Source organism: Actinomarinicola tropica (assembly GCF_009650215.1).
Lineage (GTDB): Bacteria > Actinomycetota > Acidimicrobiia > Acidimicrobiales > SKKL01 > Actinomarinicola > Actinomarinicola tropica.
The window spans coordinates 3216281-3234673 of the sequence record NZ_CP045851.1; the positions used below are offsets into that span (position 1 = coordinate 3216281).

The window sequence follows — 18393 nt, forward strand, 5'->3', positions numbered from 1 at the left end:
CGCTCAGGGAGCCGTGTCGAGCGCGTGGAGCACGGCGACCTCGACGGCCTCCAGGGCGTACCGGTCGGTCAGCTTCCGCCCCTGCGGGTCGAGGAGGTAGAAGGCATCGACGACCTCCTCGCCGAGCGTCTGCACGCGGGCCGACCGGATGTCGAGCCCCAGCTCGGCGATCGCTGCCGTGATCCGGTACAGCACGCCCATGCGATCCTCGGTGTGGACCTCGACGACGGTGGCGGCCACGGAGACGTCGTTGTCGACGACGACCTTGTTGGCCACAGGGTGCGCACGGCGCGGGCGCGGCAACCGGTAGGTGCCGATGCGCTCGGCCAGCCGGGCCGACACCGCGAGCCGGCCGTCGAGCGCGCGGTCGAGGTCGGCGCTGATGCGGTCCCACGGCAGCTCCCGGCGGGCCGGCCGGACGACCCGGAACACGGCGACGGCACCACCGGCCGCCGAGTGGGCCGACGCGGCCAGGATCCCGGCGCCGTGCAGGGCGAGCACGCCGGCGACGCGGCTGAAGAGGCCGGGGCGATCGACGTCGACCACGGTCAGCACGTCGTCCTCGATCAGCACGTGGCGCTGGCCGGTGGCCATCAGCGCCCGGTGCTCCGCGCTCGGGAACCCGTCACCGGTCACCTCCTGCGCCTCGCCGCCCCCGATCAGGTGACCGGCGCGCTCGACCAGCTGGGCGACGAGCCCGGCCTTCCAGTCGCCCCAGGCGGCCGGACCGGTGGCGAGGGAGTCGGCCTCGGTCAGGGCGTGGAGGAGGGAGAGGACGCGCCCGCTGCCGACCGCGTCGGCCACCAGCCGCAGGGTGCCCTCGTCGTCCAGGTCGCGCCGCGTCGCCACGTCCGGGAGCAGCAGGTGGTGGCGCACCATCTGCACGAGGTCGTCGACGTCGGCGGGCGGGAAGCCCATGCGGCTGCCGATCTCCTGCACCATCTCGATGCCGACCTCGGTGTGGTCGCCGGGACGGCCCTTGCCGATGTCGTGGAGGAGCGTCCCGACGAGGAGGAGGTCCCTCCGGTCGACCCGGTCGACGAGCGCCGCGGCGTTGGCCGCGGCCTCGAGGAGGTGCCGGTCGACGGTGAAGCGGTGGTAGGCGTTGCGCTGCGGCTTGCTGTGCACCGCCTCCCACTCCGGGAGCACCCGGGTCCAGATGCCGTGGTGGTCGAGGGCCTCGACGGTCGGGATGGCGGCGTGCCCCGCCGCGAGCAGGTCGACCAGAGCGGCCCGCGCCGCGTCCGGCCACGGCTCGGGGAGCGGAGGGCACGTGGCCAATCGCTCCAGGACGGTGCGGTCGATCACCGCAGCGGACCCCGCCGCCGCGGCCGCGGCACGAAGGGGCAGAGAGGCGTCGGCCAGATCGACGTCCTCCGCGAGGTGCACGGTGTCACCCCGCAGCACGAGACCGTCCCCGAGCGGCTGGGCCCGGGACGTGCGCCCGAACGATCGCCCGACCTCGGCGTCGATCGCCCGCCACGCGGCGTCGCTGCGCCAGGCGATCGCTCGCGCCGCCGTCGCCACGCGTCGCATCAGCTCGTCGGCGTCGACCCCGAACGCCGCGGCGATCGCGTCCTGCTCCTCGAGCAGGAGGACGTCGCCCGGCCGTCGGGTCCGTCGGTGCAGCTCCACCCTGACGGCGAGGAGGGTCTCGTAGTCCGCCGCCAGCTCGGACGCGTCGCCGTCCGGCAACGTGGCGCCGGCGGCCTGCGCCCAGCGGAGCGCGTGCACGTCGCGCAGGCCTCCCCGACCACCCTTCAGGTCCGGCTCGAGCAGGAAGGCGACCTCGCCGGCACCCTCGTGGCGCGCCGAGACCGAGCGGGACAGCTCGGCGAGCCGACGCCGGCGCTTCTTCCGCCACCGCTCGACGGCGGCATCGGACAGCTCGGTCGTGAGCCGCGTGTCCCCGGCGACGTGCCGGCAGTCGAGCAACGACGTCGCCGTGTCGAGGTCACCGGACGCGAGCGACACCGCCTCGTCCACCGTGCGCACGGCGTGGCCGAGCTTCACACCCGCGTCCCAGATCGGGTACCAGATGCCCTCCGCCACCTGGGACACGGCGTCGGCGGCGACCGACGGGTCGTGCACGAGGAGGACGTCGAGGTCGCTCTGCGGGCTCAGCTCCCCCCGGCCGTAGCCGCCGACCGCGACCAGGGCGAGGCCTCCCGGATCCGCCTCGGCCGTCGCGGCGGCGAACAGCTGCGCCAGCCAGGCATCGGCCCAGGCGCTCAGAGCCGTGCACAGGTCGACACCGACGAGGCGCTCGTCGGCGATCAGCTCGGCCTTGTTCGCCACGGGCTCGTCCCGTCAGTCCCGCACCGGCGAGCTGGGGCGTCGACCGGGCGGCTCGGGAACCGTGGGGTCGCGCTCGGCGTCGAGCGCGCGGCTCGCCTCCCTCGCCGCCACGGCGACCGGGTCCCAGACGTTGGAGAACGGGGGGGCGTACGCGAGGTCGAGGTCGATGAGGTCGGTCACGGTCATCTCCGCGGTGAGCGCGGTGGCCACCGTGTCGATCCGCTTGGCTGCCCCTTCGCCGCCGGTGATCTGCGCCCCGAGCACCCGCCCCGACCCCCGCTCGGCGAGCATCTTCACCTGCATGGGGCGCGTGCCGGGGAAGTAGCCCGCCTTCACCGTGGTCTCGATCGTCACCGCGACGGCGTCGAAGCCCGCCGCCGAGGCCTCGAACGTGGTGAGCCCCGTGCGCGCGATCTCGAGCTCGCAGATGCGGGTGATGGCGGTGCCGACGACGCCGGGGAACGTGGCGTAGCCCCCGCCGAGGTTCACACCCGCCACCCGGCCCTGCTTGTTGGCGACGGTGCCGAGCGCGACGTGCATCCACCGCTGGGAGACGCGGTGGAACGACTCGGCGCAGTCCCCGGCCGCCCACACGCCGTCGGCCGACGTCCGCTGTCGCCGATCGACGCGGATCGCCCCACGCGCCCCGGTCTCGACGCCGGCGGCGCTGGCCAGCTCGGAGTTCGGCGTGACCCCCATCCCGAGGACGACGAGGTCGGCGGGGATCGAGCCGCCCGACGTCTCGACGGCGTCCTCGGAGAAGCCGGTGACCTGCTCGCCCAACCGCAGGACGACGCCACGGCGCCGCGCCGCGTCCGCCACCCTGGCCGCCACGTCGGGGTCGAGGGTGCGCATGACCTGGTCCGACGAGTCGACCACGGTCACCTTCGCGCCCCAGGCGAGGAACGCCTCGGCCATCTCGAGACCGATGTAGCCGCCGCCGACCACGACCACGTCGCGGCAGCGGCTCTCCCGAGCGTGCTCGAGCAGGCGGGCCGCGTCGTCGAGGGTCTGGACGCCGAACACGTTGGCGCCGTCGATGCCGGGCAGCGGCGGACGGAGCGGACGCGCCCCGGTGCCGATCACGAGCTGGTCGAACCCGATGCGGAGGCTCCGGCGGTGCTCGTGGTCGCGCACCTCGACCGTGCGCCGGTCGAGGTCGACGGCGAGCGCCTCGTGCCGCATCCGCACGTCGATGCGGAAGCGGTCGCGGAACTCCTGGGGTGACCGGGCCACCAGGTCGTCGAGCGAGGGCACGGCGCCGGACACGTGGTACGGGATGCCGCACGCCGAGTAGCTCGTCCAGTTGCCCTTCTCGAGCACGACGATCTCGAGCTCGTCGCGGCGGCGACGCGCCTGCGAGGCCGCGGACATGCCCGCTGCGTCCCCACCGATGACCACCAGGCGCTCAGGCATGCGGGGACGATACCGCCGGGCGCCGGTCGCACCCGTCCCCGGCAGCGGCTGCCACACTGGGTCGATGGCCGTGCGACAGGACTGCCGCCACTACTCGTCGCGGACCGTCTCGAGCGGCGAGGTCGTGCAGCGGTGCCGCCTCGACGCCAACGAGACGGCGCCGTTCGCCTGCCCGGAGCACTGCCTCTTCTTCGAACCCCGGCCGATCAGCGGCGCCGGGTGGACCGTCACCAGCACGGACGACTGACCCCCCCCCGCGCGCTCGCGCAGGGCCCACGGGTCCGATGCGCGTGCCAGAGCACGCGGATCGGACCCGACGCCCTGGCTCAGCGCTGGCCGTCGGCGCGCCGGCGCTGCAGGTGCACGTGCGCCTTGGCCGCACCCCAGAGCATGCCGGGCTCGTGGAGCGCGGGATCGAGGTCGGCGAAGTTCGCCGGCGCCAGGTCGTAGACGTCGTCGGGGAACGCCCGCTCGGCGAACTCGTCACGGACGACAGGCGGCACGCCCTCGGCCCGCAGCACCTCGGTCGGGTACCGGACCGCGCCGCGCAGGAGTGCCAACGGGGGGACCCGCTGCTCGTCGATGTCGGCCGCCAGGACCTGCGACACCGCGTCGCCGACCTCGGCCCGAGCCTGCTCACCCGCTGCGCGCGCCGCGTCGACGACGTCGGGCCCGGGCGGTGCCCCGGTCCACGCCTCCAACCGCTCGACGACGCAACGGACGGTCCACGCGGGCAGCGCGTCCCGCACGCCGCGCGCGAGGTCGTCGGCGTAGGCCGCGAGCCGGGCGTCGTCGTCGTCGCTCACGCCGTCGATGTTGGCACCGCCGCCCGACCCGAGCATCCTTGCCGGGTGGAGCCCCAGCGGATCGAGCCCGGCCCGGGTCAGGAATCGGTCTGGGACTACCCGCGCCCGCCGCGCGTCGAGCCGACGGACGCGCACGTCGTCGTGCGGTTCGCGGGCGTCGTCGTCGCCGACACCCGGCACGCCCTCCGCGTCCTCGAGACCAGCCAGCCGCCGGCGTTCTACCTGCCGCCCGATGACGTCGACCTCGCGCTGCTCGAGCCCTCCACCACCCGCACGGTCTGCGAGTGGAAGGGCAGCGCCGTCTACCACTCGATCCGCGTGGGCGACCGGCTGGCGGTGGACGCGGCGTGGAGCTACCCACGGCCGACGCCGCGGTTCGAGGCGATCCGCGACCACCTCGCCCTCTACCCCCAGCGTGTCGACGAGTGCCTGGTGGACGGGGAGCGCGTCCTCGCCAACGAGGGGTCGTTCTACGGCGGCTGGATCACGTCGAGGGTCGTCGGTCCGTTCAAGGGCGCACCGGGGACGGCCCACTGGTGACCGGATGAGGATCCGTGCCCTCTCGGTGTTCGAGGGGATCGTCTACCACTCGCACCCGATCGACCTGTCGAACCCGTGCCGCCCCACCTTGGAGCTCGAGGCGCTGGTCCGAGAGGGCGACATCGACGCGGGACCGCTGCACCTGCCCGTCGCCGAGTACCTGGTGATGCTCGGCGACCCCGAGGCCGGCAAGCGGTGCGTCGACGAGCTGCGCCGCAAGGGGCGCATCGTCGAGATCCTCGGGGTGCCCCACATCTCGTTCCCGACCTGGACACCGGTCGACGTCGAGCACCGCTGACCGTCCACCCGCAGCGCCCGCACCGGCGAGCGTCCCCCATGGGGAGCCACAGCACCCCCTCGTGTGTCCCGCCTCCCCGAGGGCGACGAGAACCGGTCAGCCCAGAGCCTGGTTGAGGTTGCCGGAGCGGAGACCGGCGAGGTCGAGGGTGACGTAGCGGTAGCCGCAGGCCTCGACGGCAGCGACGACCTCCTCGGCGCGGGCGACCACCTCGTCGAAGCGCTCGACCGGGACCTCGAGCCGCGCCGTGTCGTCGTAGTGCCGGACCCGGAGCGCATCGAAGCCCATGGCGCGCAGCGCACGCTCGGCGCGCTCGACCCGGCCGAGCACCGCCACGCTGACCGACGTCCCGTAAGGGATGCGTGAGGCGAGGCAGGCGGCCGCCGGCTTGTCCCAGGTGGGGAGGCCCATGCGCCGCGACGCCTCCCGGACCATCGCCTTCGTGAACCCGGCGTCGACGAGCGGGAACGCCGCGCCGGCCTCGGCCGCCGCCCGCTGGCCCGGCCGGTGGTCGCCGAGGTCGTCGAGGTTCACGCCGAGGGCGACGACCGCGCCGTCCTCGGCGATGGGCAGGACGGCACGCATCAGCGCGTCCTTGCACCAGTAGCACCGGTCGCCGTCGTTGCGCCGGTACGCGACCTGCTCCATCTCGTCGGTCTCGACCTCGATCCAGCGCATGCCGAGCTCGGACGTGAACGCCTGGCAGTCGTCGCGCTCGAGCGCGGCGAGCGACGGCGACACCGCCGTGACGGCGACGGCACGCTCCGGGCCGAGCACCTCGTGGGCGACCGCCGCGAGGAAGGCGGAGTCGGCGCCGCCCGAGAACGCGACGTAGACGACGTCGTGCTCGGCGAGCGACGTCCGGAGCCGACCGAGCGCAGCGTCGAGCTCGTCAGCCATCGACGACCTCGATGCGGAGGCGCTTGTTGCCCTTGCCCTTGTTCTCCGTCTTGACGATGCGCACGCCGCCGATCTCGCCGGTCGACCGCACGTGCGTGCCGCCGTCGGCCTGCTTGTCGCAGCCGACGATGTCGACGACGCGGATCTCCCGCACCGTCTCGGGGATGAGGTTCACCTTGGTGCGGATCAGGTCGGCGTCCTCGAGCGCGGCGTCCCGCGGCAGGAACGAGACCTCGATCGGTCGATCGGCGGCGATCTCCGCCGCGACCAGCTCGTCGACCCGCTCCTTGAAGCCCTCGGGCAGCGGGTTGAACTCGAAGTCCATGCGAGCCGAGAGCGGCTCCATGTTCCCGCCGGTGACCGGCACGCCCCACTCGTTCCAGATCACGCCGCAGAGGACGTGGAGGGCGGAGTGCGTGCGCATGAGCGCGTGGCGGCGGTCCCAGTCGACCTCGCCGTGGACCGTGGCACCGCGCCCCGGCACCGGCGCCTCGCCGCCGAGGCGGTGCCACACGAGGCCTCCCTCCTTGCGGACGTCGACGACCGGCAGGTCGGCGAGGACGCCCGTGTCGTGGGGCTGTCCGCCGCCGGTCGGGTAGAACACCGTCCGGTCGAGCGCCAGGGTCCGCTCGTCGTGGTCGACGTCGATGACCTCCGCGTCGACCTCCCGCAGGTAGGCGTCGCGCAGGAACAGCAGCTCGGTCTCCATCCGGCGCAGTCTCTCGCGTCGACCGGCCGGGCTGCACCCTCGCTCGCTCAGCGGGCCCGGTACCCGGCCCGGTCGAAGCGCCAGAGGAACGTGGCCATCTCGCCGCGGGTGACCCGGCTGCCAGGTTCGAAGCGGTTGGAGCCGCCGACGCCCGTCGTGATCCCGTTCTCGGCCATGAAGTCGACGGGCACGGCGTAGAACGCGCCCCGGTCGACGTCGACGAACGCGGCGCGCCGGCCCGGCGATGGTTGACGGGCGTAGCGCCAGAGGAACGTCGCCATCTCGCCGCGGGTGACGTGGGCGTCGGGGGCGAAGCGGTCGCTCCCGGACACCCCGGTGGTGATGCCCTCGCGCGCCGCCCAGCGGACGGCGGTGGAGTGGAACAGCCCGTCGCGCACGTCCGAGAACGGGATGGCCCCGCCGACCGCAGGCTCACCGGCGAAGCGCCACAGGAACGTGACCATCTCGGCCCGGGTGACAGGGGCGTCGGGGGCGAACCGGTCGGAGCCGCCGACACCGGTCGTGATGCCCTCGGTCGCGAGCCACGCGACCGGGCCGGCGTAGAACGCCTGCGGGGACACGTCGACGAACCCCCCGGCGCCGCCGGACGGCGGCGGCGAGGTCGGCGGCGGGGTCGACCCCGGTGGCGGCGACGGCGGCGGATCACTCGGCACGCTGGCGAAGAGCCCGTGGGCGGCGAACGTCCCGCCGAGCACCTCGTTGGCATCGCCGGCCAGCCACCGGTCGAGCACCTCGGCGTAGACCTGTCGGAAGTCCGACGTCGCGATCGGGTTGCCACTGCGGTCGAGGCTGGTGAGCGACGGCGCGGCGCCGTAGACGCCGCCCTTCACGCGCGGCCCCATGAGGAGCATGGGGCCGGCGGTGCCGTGGTCGGTCCCGTTCGAGCCGTTGGCCTGGACGCGCCGTCCGAACTCCGAGAACGTCATCAGCGTCACGCGCGCCGCCTGGGCCGGCGCGAGGGCGGACCAGAACGCGCTGATCGCCGCGTCGAGCTCCTCCATCCGGTCCTGGTGCATCGACGCCTGGTTGGCGTGGGAGTCGAAGTCGCCGTAGCTGACGGTGACGACCCGGACGCCCACGTCGATGTTGATGAGCTGCGCCGCGAGGGTCAGGTCACCGACGAGCTTCGTGGTGGGAGGCGGCGGGGTGTACGCGGGGGCCACCTCGCGAGCCGTGGCGATCATGGCCGAGCAGGTGCGCCCGATGGCGTCGGCGAGCGCGCCACGACCGGTCGAGGTGCCGGTGGCGGCGATGGAGTCGAACATCCGTCGGTCCCAGCTCGCCGTCGTCGCGCCGGGGGGCGGGGAGCCGACGGGGAACGACACGGATCGGTGGGTCACGCCGTTGACGTGCAGGGGCACGCCGGACCCGATGGCGACGCCCTTGACCGCTCCGGCGGGGGCGGCGTCGAGGTGCCGGCCCAGCCAACCCGAGGTGGGGATCTGACCAGGTCGGCCCGACATCCAGTTGGCCATCGAGGTGAAGTGGGAGAGGTCCGGGCTCGGGTAGCCGACGCCCTGGACCACGGCGACCTGACCGGCGGCGTACCGCTGGGCCAGTCCCCCCAGGGCGGGGTGGAGACCGACGTCCGACCCGGCCAGCGGACGCACGTTCGCCAGCGGGATCGCGAGGCCGCCACGACGGTCGTAGTAGGCGCCGTCCTGGAAGGGCACGACCATGTTGAGCCCGTCGTTGCCGCCGCCCATCAGGACGACGACGAGGACGCCCTCGGTCGGTGCGAGCGGGGCGGCGCCCGCCGCCTCCACCACCCAGGACGGGAGCGCGACCCCCACCGCGCCGGCGGCGAGGGCCCCCTGCAGGAAGGCACGGCGGCTCAGCCCCGTGGACCGGTCGGCGTCGACGGCTGCGCCGTCGAGGCTGAGGTGCGCGAGGGCGGGTGCGGTCTCGATGTCAGCGGGCAGCACGGTGCGTCCTCATGCCAGGTTGAACTCGGGGGTGACCATCACGAGCGTGATGAGGTTCGGGCGCACGGCCCAGGAGTGCCCCGCAGCGCGCAGCTCGGAGACCTGCGCCTCGAGCCGGGTGCGGGTGGCCGGCGACGGCGTCACCTCGAAGCGGTCGCAGACGGCGCTGACCACCTGGGTCGGGGTGCCGCTCTCGAAGCCGGGCAGGAAGTTCGGGTCCTCGTACAGGCCCCAGGTGACGTTGCGGGCCATCTTGAACCGCACGCCCATCGCCGAGGTGGTGAGCCAGTACTCGTTCTGGCGCCAACCGGACACGTTCGGCGGGTCGAAGGGCCGCTGGCCCATGTCGTGGAGCCACCACTCGGGGTGGACGGTCCCGACCGGCAGCCCGCTGCACCGCGTGACGGCGGCGGCGAACTCGACCGGCGCGCGCACGAGCCCCTGGCGTGCCGCCGTCGACCGGAAGTCGGCGTGGAGGAGGATGCTGCGCACGAGCGTGCGGATGTCCCAGTCCGACGCCGCGAACGTCGTGGCGAGCGCGTCGACCGTGCCGCTGCTCGGGGACGGGTGCGCGAGGTGGGCGAAGACCTTCCGCGCGACGAACCTCGCTGCGGTCATCCGCAACGGCCCGTCGAGGAGGTGGTCGATCGCCTCCGGCCCGTCCCAGTTGCGGGTGACACCGAGGAGCGTCTTCTGCCCGCTGTCGTGGCGATCGGAGCGGAAGCGGTAGGTGCGGGTCGCGCCGTCGATCGTGTGACCGGTCCACGCGCGGGACATGGCGACCACGTCGTCCTGGGTGTAGCCGCTACCGGCCCCGAGGACGAACAGCTCCATGAGCTCGCGCGCCCAGTTCTCGTTCGGCGCACCGACGCGGTTGTGGCGGTTGTCGAGGTAGTCGAGCATCGCCGGGGTGACCGCCACCTCCTTCAGCATCGTGCGGAGGTTGCCGAGGGCGTTGCGGCGCAGGACCCGGTTCTGCTCCCACAGCCAGGCCGGCTCGTAGGTCTTGCTCAGCGACGTGGTCAGGTGCCCGTGCCAGATCAGCGTCATCTTCTCGAGCAGCGGCGTGGGGCCGTTCGCCATCCGGTCGATCCACGCTTGGATCATCGCGACGAACGCGTTCCAACTCGAGGTGGTGCCGGTGCCGGGATAGGGGTCGGCGGGAGCCGGCCCCGCATCGAGCAGGAGGTCGACGAGGTCGGCCCACTCCTCCGCGGCCAGCGTCGCCACCCTGGCGGTGGGCGCGCCGAACCCGGCACGGCGCAGGAGGTGGGCGACATCCGCCGTCGGTGTGGGCACTCGGGACCTCGGGGCTGAGCTCGGTCCGGCGCCGGCGCCGGACCGCGAGGTCATCGGCGTCCCGAGCGCCGACCTGAAGCCCCGAGGGCCGGGATCACCCCTTCGGTTCGGCGAGGAGGTCCTGGTAGTCGTTGTGGAGGCCGATGAACTCGGCGACGAACCAGCACGACGGCACCACCTTGCGACCCTGTGCGCGAACGTCGTCGAGGGCGCCGCGCACGAGGATCGCCCCGAGGCCCCTCCCCCGCTGCGACGGGTCGATCACCGTGTGGGGGAACACGAGGGCGTCGCCACGGTCGTGGTAGTCGGCGAAGCCGAGCACCTCCTCGCCCTCGACGAGCTCGTAGCGGTTGCGCTCGGGTGCGTTGCGGACGGTGCGGGGCATGGTGCTCTCCTGGTCGGGTCCTCGTCCCCGGCTGCCCGGGCACCCGGCGCCCGAAACGGTGCGCGACGCTGGTCCGGTGCTCCGCCTGAACCGCCCGACGCCCGAAGACCTGCGCGAGGTCGCCCGGAGGAGGGGCGGCGAGGAGCCGACGTTCGCACGGCTCGGAGCGTCGCTCCTCGGGGAGGCCGTCGACGGGTACGTGCACGACGACGCGTCGGTCGTCCTCGGCCACGGCGACGCGACCTTCGACGCCGCTCGCACGGTGGTGCGGCGATTCGGCGCGCAGCGTGGCGCAGGCATCCAGGTGGCCGATGGCGCGGAGGTCCGCCCCGGCGCCGCGGTCGCCATGGCCGCGCCCCTCCCCCTCGGCTGGATCCTCGCGGTGTGCCGGGTCGTCGAGGTCGTGGACGAACCCGACCGCTACGGCTTCAGCTACGTCACGCTTCCCCTGCACCCCGAGGAGGGCGAGGAGGCCTTCCTGGTCGAGCGGGGGGCTGCCGGCGAGGTGCGCTTCCGGGTCGTGGCCTGGTCCCGGGCGCGGTGGTGGCCGGCCCGGTTGGCCGGCCCGGTGGCGCGGCGCCTCCAGGTCCGTGCGCTCCGCCGGTACCTCACCGCCGTGCAGGAGGCGGTGGCCTGAGCGACCTCAGGCCTGGAGGTCGATGCGGGTGCCCCGCCGCTCCTCGGACACGAGGCGTGACGCCGGTGCCTCGGTCCCCGTGGCCGCCAGCTCCGGTGGCGCGGCGATGTCCTCCGGCCCCCTGATGGGCAGGGTGCGGACGACGTCGAGCAGCTCGGGCGGCACCTCGAAGACCTCGATCGGCACCTGTCCGTGGACGTCGGCGAGCGGGTGGCGCGGCGCGGCGACTCGCAGGGGCACCAGGTCGAACAGGCTCTGCGTGCGGGGCGTGGCGGCGTCGCCGCTGCCGATCGCGTCGATGCTCATGCGCGTGTCACCTCACTCTCCGTGGGAGATGATCACCCTTCGTGGCGGCAGGTGCCAAGCCGGTGGGGCCGAAACGTCCGAACGGCCCAGTTCGCGCTCAGCCGGGTCGGAAGGCAGCGACGGCGGCATCGATCGAGGCGACGAGGACCTCCACCATGGTGTCGAGCTCCTCGTCGGTGACGGTGAACGCGGGCCCGAACATGACCGCGTCGGGCGCGTCCGGTCCCGACGAGGACGGATAGATCCACACGTCGCGCGCCAGGGACTCGGCGACGACACGTCGGAAGACGCCGGCCTCGCGCGGGAACCGGACGTCGCCGTCACGGTCGGCGACGAGGTCGACCCCGAGCATCAAGCCTCGGCCGCGGACCTCGGCGACGTGCGGGTGGTCGCCGAGCGCATCGTCGAGCCGCCGGCGCAGCGCCTCGCCCTGGGTGGCGGCACGGGCGACGAGGTCCTCCTCGTCGAGGATCCGGAGGACGGCGCTCGCGACGGCGCAGGCGACGTCCTGCGCCCCGTAGGTGAAGAACATCAGCGAGTCGCCCGCCGCGGCGATCGGGTCGACCACCGCATCGGTGGCGTACACGCCGCCGATCGGTGCGTAGCCGCCGGAGAGGCCCTTGCCGCCGACGACGATGTCCGGCTCGATGTCCCAGTGCTCGAGCCCCATGCGCCGGCCCGTGCGACCGAACCCGGTCATCACCTCGTCGACGATCAGCAGGACGCCGTGCTCCCGGCAGATCTCCTCGACCCGGCGCCAGTACCCCTCGTCGGCGACGAGCGCCCCGGCCGAGGACCCGACGATCGGCTCGGCGATGAACGCGGCGACGGTGTCGACCCCGGCCTCCCGGATCGCGGCGTCGAGGGCGTCGGCGTCGTCCCACGGCACGTGGGGGAACCCGGGGAACAGCGGCTCGAAACCGGCGCGGCGGTCGTCGTGGCCACCCACGGCCAGCGACGCCACCGTGACCCCGTGGTACGAGGGCCTCCGGCCGATCACCTTCCACCTGTCCCGACGGCCGGCGCTCAGGTGGTGCTGGCGGGCCAGGCGGATGGCGGTGTCGACGGACTCGGAGCCGCCGCTCGTGAACCCCGCACGGGTGATCGAGGGCGGCATCCACTCGTCGAGGACCCGGTGGACGAGCTCGACGCGGGCGTCGGTCGGCCACGGCGGCAGGACGTAGGTGACCTGCTGCATCGCCCGGGCGGCCACCTCGGCCACCTCGGCACGACCGTGGCCGATGTTCGTGACGAGGGCTCCACCACCGGCATCGAGGATCCGCCGACCGTCGGCGGTGACGAGGTGGCGCCCCTCCGTGCGCACGACGTGGAGAGCGACCGGGCCGGGGATGATCGGGTAGCGGTCGTTGCTGGCCATGGCCCATCGTGCCAGAGCCGTCGACGTGCCGTCCCTGTACGCCGTCGAGATTCGTTGAGTGCCCGAGGTCACGGGGTCTAACCTCTGCCCGTTCACGCCGAGTGAACGTCCCATTGGTGAACCGAAAGAGACCAATCCATGCGCACCCGTAGCGGACTGTGGCGGCTGCTCGCGCTCCTCTTGGCCTTCTCGCTCGTCGCGGCTGCGTGCGGCGACGACGACGGAGACGACGAGGGCAGCGGCTCCGAGACCACCGAAGCCGGCGAGGGTGAGGGCGAGGGCGAGGGCGAGGGCGAAGAGGTCGAAGCCAACTTCGACACCGAGTCCCTGACCATCGGCACGCTCCTCCCCGAGACCGGGCAGCTGGCCTTCCTCGGCCCACCCATGGTCGAGGGCGTCAACATGGCCATCCGTGACATCAACGAGGCCGGCGGCGTGCTCGGCAGCGACGTCACCCTGATCCAGGGCGACGACGGCACCGACCCCGACGTGGCCAACACCACCGTCGACCGGCTCATCGGCACCGAGGGCGTGAACGCGATCGTCGGTGCGGCCGCCTCGGGCATCACCCGCCAGGTCGTCGACAAGATCACCGGTGCCGGCGTGCTCCAGTGCTCGCCGTCCAACACCGCGGCGGACCTCCGCGGCGCGGGCAACGACGGCTTCTACTTCCGCACGGCGCCGTCCGACGACCTCCAGGGCCCGGTGCTCGCCGAGTACGTCATCGACGACGGCTACGCCAACATCGCCGTCCTGGTCCGTGCCGACGAGTACGGCGCCGGCTTCGCCGACTTCCTCGTGCCTGCGCTCGAGGAGGGTGGCGCCACCGTCGTCTACAACGAGCAGTACGACCCGCAGGCGACCAACTTCGACGCCGAGGTCCAGGCCATCGCGGCCGAGAACCCCGACGCCGTCGTGCTCATCTCCTTCGAGGAGGGCGTGCAGATCGCCCAGGCGATGATCGAGGCCGGCATCGGCCCCGACACCGTGCCCCTCTACATCGCCGACGGCCTGGCCAGCGGCGACCTCGGGGAGCGCATCAACGCCGACGATCCGTCCGTCGCCTTCGGCATCAAGGGCACCCAGCCCTCGGCTGCTCCGGAGAGCGGTGCGTCGTTCTTCCCCGACGCCTTCGCCGAGTTCGCGCCGGACACCGACGTGATCTACTCCTCGCAGGCCTACGACTGCGCCATCCTGATCGCGCTCGCCGCCGAGGCCGCTGGTTCGGCCGACCCGGCGGAGATCCGCGACAACATGGAGGCCGTGTCCACGGGCGGCACCAAGTGCAGCACCTTCGCCGAGTGCATGGAGCTGCTCGCCGACGGTGAGGACATCGACTACGACGGCGCCTCCGGCCCGATCGAGCTCGACGGCAGCGACCCGAGCGTCGGCTCGTACGACCTGTACGAGTACGGCGAGGACGGCGAGCAGACCGTGCTCCGCCAGGTGGTCGCCGAGGTCGAGTAGCCCTCGACAGCAGCACCCCGCAACGCCCGAGGGGTCCGGCTCCGGCCGGGCCCCTCGTCGCGTCCGGGCTGCGGCCCGTCAGTCCTTCTGGGCCAGCGTGCCGAGGTAGAGCTCGACGACCTTCGGGTCGTGGAGCAGCCCGTCGCCCGAGCCCTCGTAGGCGTTGCGCCCCTGGTCGAGGACGTAGGCCCGGTCGGCGATCTGCAGGCACCGACGGGCGTTCTGCTCCACCATCACGACCGACACGCCGCTCGCGTTGATGAGCTTCACCTGCCGGAAGACCTCGTCCTGGTTGGCCGGCGACAGGCCGGCGGACGGCTCGTCGAGCAGCAGGACCGACGGCTGCATCATCAGCGCCCGCCCCATGGCGAGCATCTGGCGCTCGCCGCCGGACAGGAAGCCCGCCCGCTGCTCGCGCCGCTCGCCGAGGAGCGGGAAGAGGCCCGTCACGATCTCGAACCGCTCGTCGAACAGCTTGGGCGCCTGGTAGATGCCCATCTCGAGGTTCTCGCGGATCGTGAGGTTCGGGAACACGTTGTTCGTCTGGGGGACGTAGCCGACGCCCTTGGCGACGAGGGCGTGGGCCTCGAGGTTGGTGATCTCCTCGCCCCGGAGCCGCACGTGCCCCGAGCGGATGGTCACCAGCCCGAACATCGACTTGAGCAGCGTCGACTTGCCGGCCCCGTTGGGGCCGATGATGCCGACGAGCTCGCCGTCGGCCAGCGTGAAGTTGCAGCCGGTGAGGATGTCGAGGCCCGGCAGGTAGCCGGCGACGACGTCCTCGGCGACGAGGACCGTCTCGCTCACAGGTCGCCTCCGTCCCCGTGGTGCCCACCGAGGTAGGCGTCGATGACCTTCGGGTCCGAACCCACCGCCTGGGGCAGCCCCTCGGAGATGACCGCCCCCTGGGCCAGGCAGACCACCCAGTCGCTGATGCCCATGACCACGTCCATGTCGTGCTCGATGAAGATCACGGTGACGCCCTCGTCGCGCAGGTCGGTCACGTGCCCGAGGAGCGACTGGACGAGTGCCGGGTTGACGCCGGCCATCGGCTCGTCGAGGAGGATCACCTTCGGCTCGACCATCAGCGCCCGCGCCATCTCGAGCAGCTTGCGCTGACCGCCCGACAGGGTGCCGGCGTACTCGTCGCGCATGTGGGCCAGGCGGAACCGCTCGAGCAGGCGGTCGGCCCGCTCGCGCACCTCGGTCTCCTGGCTGCCCCAGCGGAACGGCAGCAGGGCGGAGATCATCCCCTCCCCGACCTGGTCGGTGGCACCGAGCATGAGGTTGTCGATGACCGTCATCTTCGACAGCGCCTTGGTAAGCTGGAACGTGCGCACCATCCCGGCACGGGCGATGTTGTGCGGACGGCGCCGGTGCAGGGCGGTGCCGTCGAGCGTCCAGCGACCGGAGTCGGCGTCGTCGAAGCCGGTGAGCAGGTTGAACAGCGTGGTCTTGCCCGCCCCGTTCGGGCCGATGACCGAGGTGATCGTGCCTCGCTGGACCTCGAGGTGGGTCACGTCGACCGCGCGGAGGCCCCCGAAGCTGCGACTGACGTCGTCGACGACGAGGATGGGGTCGGGCTTGGCCACACCGGGGGTGGGCTCGACCGAGGCGAGGGCGGCATCAGCGGGCACCGATCAGCACCTCCTCCCGCTTGCCGAAGATCCCCTGTGGTCGCCAGATCATCAGCGCCATGAGCACCCCGCCGACGAGCATGAAGCGGACCGAGGCGACCTGCTGGCTCGAGAGCAGCCACTCCGGGATGGCACCGTTCGAGACCCCGAGCCGCAGCAGGCCCTCGGTGAACTGGACGATGAACCAGAAGATGACCGAGCCCGCGATCGGGCCGAGGATCGAGCCGGTGCCGCCGAGGATCATCGCCGTCCAGATGAAGAACGTCGTCTGGGGCAGGTAGCGGTCGGGCACGACGGCCTGGGCCTCGAAGGCGAGCACGATGCCGGCGAGCGCGCCGATCGCGCCGCCGAGGCAGAGGCTGCGGATCTTGAAGGCGAAGACGTTCTTGCCGAGCGCGCGCGCCGCGTCCTCGTCCTCGCGGATCGCCTTGAGGACGCGCCCGAACGGCGCGCGCATCAACGCCCACACGAGCGTGGCGCAGAGCGCCACCAACGCCCAGGCGACGACGATCACCCACGTCGAGCGCTCGTTGAAGCGCACGTCCCACACGCCGTAGCTGCCGCGGCCGAAGGGGTTGAGGCCGAAGAAGTCGTCGGCGAACCCCTGGATGCCGAACACGCCGCCGGTGAGGCCCTCCAGGGCGGAGGAGCGCACCATGATCCGGATGATCTCGCCGACGGCGATCGTGGTGATGGCGAGGTAGTCGGCCCGCAGTCGCAGGGTGGGGATGCCGAGCAGGATGCCGAGCACCACAGCGGCGAGCAGACCGGACGGGACGGCGAGCCAGAGGCTGAGCCCCGAGTCGACGACGATCGCGGTCGTGTAGGCGCCGATCGCCATGAACGCGATGTGGCCGAAGTTGATGAGCCCGGTGAAGCCGAAGTGCACGTTGAGCCCGATGGCGGCCAGCGCGTACGCGGCGGCCTGCACACCCACGGCGGCCCGGAGGGCGTCGGCGAGAACCTTCAGCACGTCGTCCATCAGCCGAACCGCTCCTTCACTCCGAGGATGCCCTGCGGCCGGGCGACGAGGATCACGATCAGCACCACGAGGGCGAACATCAGCTTCAGGTCGGGGGCGAACCAGTACGTCGACAGCTGGGTGACGAGGCCGACGACGAGACCACCGACCATGGCGCCGTACGCCGTGCCGAGGCCGCCGAGGACGACGGCCGCGAAGATCAGCAGGAGCACGTCGTTGCCCATGTCCCAGCGGACCGACTCGGCGAGGCCGAACATCACGCCGCTGAGCCCGGCGAGCGCCGCACCGACGAGCCAGGTCGCGAGCACGACGCGCCGCACGTCGATGCCGCTCGACTCCGCGAGGTCCTTGTTCACCGAGACGGCCCGCATCGCCGTGCCGATGCGGGTGCTGCGCAGCGCCCACCCGAACGCGGTGAGCACCAAGAGCCCCACGACGATCGTCGCCCAGGACTTCGGCGTGAGCGACAGCGGCCCGAGGTCGACCGTCTGCTGGAGGCGGTAGTCGGAGTACGAGCGGGGCTCGCCCCCGAAGAGGATGAGGTAGACGTACCGGACGACGAGGGCGAGGCCGATCGAGATGACCATCGCCGCGATGTCACCGGACTTGCGGCGCCGGACCGGTCCGAACACGGCGGTCTCGAACCCGACGCCCATCATGCCGGCGAGAGCGACCGCCACCAGGGCGGCGAGGAGGAGCGGGATCCCCAGGCTGTCCTCGAGCCACCACGCGACGAGCGCACCGAAGGCCAGGAGCTCGCCGTGGGCGAAGTTCACGAGGTTCGTGACGCCGAAGACCATCGACAGGCCGAGGGCGGCCAGGGCGATCATCACGCCGAACTTCACGCCCTCCGCGGCCAGGTTGAGGAGGCGGGACGTGCGCGACGGCCGGTTCTCGGCCCGGGCGTCGGTGCCGTCGCCGAGGGCGAAGAGGACGGTGCGGTCCTGCCCCGCGCGGACCTCCGGCGACAGCGACGTGCGCTCGGCGTCGCGCAGCTCCACGCCCTCGGGGAGGGTCTCCGGGTCGATCGTCACCGTGTAGACGCCCGGACCGGGCAGCGGGACCCGCCACTCGCCGGCGTCGTCGGACGTCGCGGTGCCGATCTCCGAGCCGTCCTCGGCGGTGACCGTCAAGGTCACGCCCTCCACCGGCTCGCGGTCGACGTCCTGCAGGCGACCGCCGATGGACTCGGCGCTCTCCTCTGCCGCAGGCTCCTCGCCGCCGTCGTCCTGCGCGGACGCCGACGGCGCGCACACGACCAGCGCGGCGAAGGCGAGGAGGACGAGGATCAGTCGCCGGGTGGGGCGATGGACGAATGGCACGGTGGGCGGCTCGGCATCGTCGGTCGGCGGGCACCTCGCGACGCGCCCGCGAGGCCATCAGGACCGG

General features: G+C 72.8%; 19 protein-coding genes. 5 read left to right on the forward strand and 14 right to left on the reverse strand.

Features of this window, described 5'->3' with window-relative positions; translation table 11 throughout:
- Nucleotides 1–3: 3 nt before the first annotated feature.
- A complete protein-coding gene (locus tag GH723_RS15720; protein WP_153760535.1) occupies nt 4–2298 on the reverse strand; it encodes a [protein-PII] uridylyltransferase in 2295 nt (764 codons plus the stop codon).
- 12 nt (nt 2299–2310) lie between these two features.
- Nucleotides 2311–3714, reverse strand: coding sequence for an FAD-dependent oxidoreductase (locus GH723_RS15725; RefSeq protein ID WP_153760536.1), 1404 nt, complete (start codon nt 3712–3714; stop codon nt 2311–2313).
- Nucleotides 3715–3778: 64 nt separating this feature from the next.
- On the opposite strand from GH723_RS15725, the gene GH723_RS15730 reads away from it, so the two are divergent.
- Nucleotides 3779–3961 (forward strand): hypothetical protein, encoded by a 183-nt coding sequence (locus GH723_RS15730; RefSeq protein WP_153760537.1) that lies wholly within the window; start codon nt 3779–3781, stop codon nt 3959–3961.
- Between the two features lie 79 nt (nt 3962–4040).
- On the opposite strand, the gene GH723_RS18945 is transcribed toward GH723_RS15730, so the two are convergent.
- Entirely contained in the window at nt 4041–4520 is a 480-nt protein-coding gene (locus tag GH723_RS18945; protein ID WP_229022880.1) for a hypothetical protein, read from the reverse strand.
- A gap of 45 nt (nt 4521–4565) precedes the next feature.
- Here GH723_RS18945 and GH723_RS18950 point away from each other — a divergent pair, with 45 nt between their 5' ends.
- Together GH723_RS18950 and GH723_RS15740 are read left to right on the forward strand one after the other, a co-directional pair.
- Nucleotides 4566–5060, forward strand: a complete 495-nt coding sequence (locus GH723_RS18950; RefSeq protein WP_229022881.1) for a DUF427 domain-containing protein — start codon at nt 4566–4568, stop codon at nt 5058–5060.
- 4 nt (nt 5061–5064) lie between these two features.
- Nucleotides 5065–5358, forward strand: coding sequence for a hypothetical protein (locus GH723_RS15740; RefSeq protein ID WP_153760539.1), 294 nt, complete (start codon nt 5065–5067; stop codon nt 5356–5358).
- Nucleotides 5359–5454: 96 nt separating this feature from the next.
- Here the strand turns inward: GH723_RS15740 and larE are convergent, their stop codons facing one another.
- The 5 genes from larE to GH723_RS15765 all read right to left on the reverse strand — a co-directional run bounded on the left by larE (nt 5455) and on the right by GH723_RS15765 (nt 10597).
- Nucleotides 5455–6258, reverse strand: a complete 804-nt coding sequence (gene larE, locus GH723_RS15745) for an ATP-dependent sacrificial sulfur transferase LarE (RefSeq protein ID WP_153760540.1) — start codon at nt 6256–6258, stop codon at nt 5455–5457.
- On the reverse strand, nt 6251–6967 hold the full coding sequence (locus tag GH723_RS15750) for an alanyl-tRNA editing protein (RefSeq protein ID WP_153760541.1): 717 nt from the start codon (nt 6965–6967) through the stop codon (nt 6251–6253). The genes larE and GH723_RS15750 overlap by 8 nt, the downstream gene beginning before the upstream one ends.
- Nucleotides 6968–7014: 47 nt before the next feature.
- Complete coding sequence (locus GH723_RS15755) at nt 7015–8913, reverse strand: DUF1501 domain-containing protein (protein WP_153760542.1); 1899 nt, start codon at nt 8911–8913, stop codon at nt 7015–7017.
- A 9-nt stretch (nt 8914–8922) separates the two neighbouring features.
- Nucleotides 8923–10212 (reverse strand): DUF1800 domain-containing protein, encoded by a 1290-nt coding sequence (locus tag GH723_RS15760; RefSeq protein WP_195210365.1) that lies wholly within the window; start codon nt 10210–10212, stop codon nt 8923–8925.
- A gap of 94 nt (nt 10213–10306) precedes the next feature.
- Nucleotides 10307–10597, reverse strand: coding sequence for a GNAT family N-acetyltransferase (locus tag GH723_RS15765; protein WP_153760544.1), 291 nt, complete (start codon nt 10595–10597; stop codon nt 10307–10309).
- A gap of 76 nt (nt 10598–10673) precedes the next feature.
- Here GH723_RS15765 and GH723_RS15770 point away from each other — a divergent pair, with 76 nt between their 5' ends.
- On the forward strand, nt 10674–11234 hold the full coding sequence (locus GH723_RS15770) for a DUF1990 family protein (protein WP_195210366.1): 561 nt from the start codon (nt 10674–10676) through the stop codon (nt 11232–11234).
- Nucleotides 11235–11240: 6 nt separating this feature from the next.
- Here the strand turns inward: GH723_RS15770 and GH723_RS15775 are convergent, their stop codons facing one another.
- Both GH723_RS15775 and GH723_RS15780 read right to left on the reverse strand, forming a co-directional pair.
- Complete coding sequence (locus GH723_RS15775) at nt 11241–11540, reverse strand: hypothetical protein (RefSeq protein ID WP_153760546.1); 300 nt, start codon at nt 11538–11540, stop codon at nt 11241–11243.
- 97 nt (nt 11541–11637) lie between these two features.
- Nucleotides 11638–12918, reverse strand: coding sequence for an aminotransferase family protein (locus GH723_RS15780; RefSeq protein ID WP_195210367.1), 1281 nt, complete (start codon nt 12916–12918; stop codon nt 11638–11640).
- A gap of 138 nt (nt 12919–13056) precedes the next feature.
- On the opposite strand from GH723_RS15780, the gene GH723_RS15785 reads away from it, so the two are divergent.
- The gene (locus GH723_RS15785; RefSeq protein ID WP_153760548.1) at nt 13057–14385 is read left to right on the forward strand and encodes an ABC transporter substrate-binding protein; all 1329 of its coding nucleotides are present in this window, start codon (nt 13057–13059) and stop codon (nt 14383–14385) included.
- A gap of 78 nt (nt 14386–14463) precedes the next feature.
- On the opposite strand, the gene GH723_RS15790 is transcribed toward GH723_RS15785, so the two are convergent.
- Genes GH723_RS15790 through GH723_RS15805 form a run of 4 tightly spaced genes read right to left on the reverse strand, consistent with a single transcriptional unit; the run spans nt 14464 to nt 18326 of the window.
- On the reverse strand, nt 14464–15192 hold the full coding sequence (locus GH723_RS15790; protein WP_153760549.1) for an ABC transporter ATP-binding protein: 729 nt from the start codon (nt 15190–15192) through the stop codon (nt 14464–14466).
- Nucleotides 15189–16022 (reverse strand): ABC transporter ATP-binding protein, encoded by an 834-nt coding sequence (locus tag GH723_RS15795; RefSeq protein WP_153760550.1) that lies wholly within the window; start codon nt 16020–16022, stop codon nt 15189–15191. The genes GH723_RS15790 and GH723_RS15795 overlap by 4 nt, the downstream gene beginning before the upstream one ends.
- Nucleotides 16012–17004, reverse strand: a complete 993-nt coding sequence (locus GH723_RS15800) for a branched-chain amino acid ABC transporter permease (protein WP_153760551.1) — start codon at nt 17002–17004, stop codon at nt 16012–16014. Before GH723_RS15800 ends, GH723_RS15795 begins: the two co-directional genes overlap by 11 nt.
- Entirely contained in the window at nt 17004–18326 is a 1323-nt protein-coding gene (locus GH723_RS15805; RefSeq protein ID WP_153760552.1) for a branched-chain amino acid ABC transporter permease, read from the reverse strand. The genes GH723_RS15800 and GH723_RS15805 overlap by 1 nt, the downstream gene beginning before the upstream one ends.
- Nucleotides 18327–18393: the final 67 nt, after the last annotated feature.